This window comes from Rheinheimera soli, from assembly GCF_021290985.1.
Taxonomy (GTDB): Bacteria; Pseudomonadota; Gammaproteobacteria; order Enterobacterales; family Alteromonadaceae; genus Pararheinheimera; species Pararheinheimera soli.
Map to the genome: position 1 here is coordinate 1 of NZ_JAJOYU010000102.1, position 234 is coordinate 234.

Annotated in this window: 1 protein-coding gene; it reads left to right on the forward strand. The window is 45.3% G+C overall.

Annotated features, from left to right (window positions below):
* Positions 1 to 234: ATP-binding domain-containing protein (locus LSG37_RS21165; protein WP_233081988.1), on the forward strand; the 234-nt coding region annotated here is incomplete at both ends.

Genomic DNA, 234 nt, shown 5'->3' on the forward strand with positions numbered 1-234 from the left:
ACTCATCAGGTGAAAGTTATGGTGAAGTAACGCTGGATACGGGGGATAAAGTTGAGGTCACACAATCCGTGCTCGATTGCATGGAGTTGGGTTATGCAATAACCCTACATAAAGCTCAAGGATCGCAGTTTCCTAGAATCATTATTGCACTACAGAAAGGCAAAATCGTTGATAGAGCGTGGCTGTATACCGCGATTACCAGAGCCGAGGTTGAGATCCATATAGTTGGTAGCG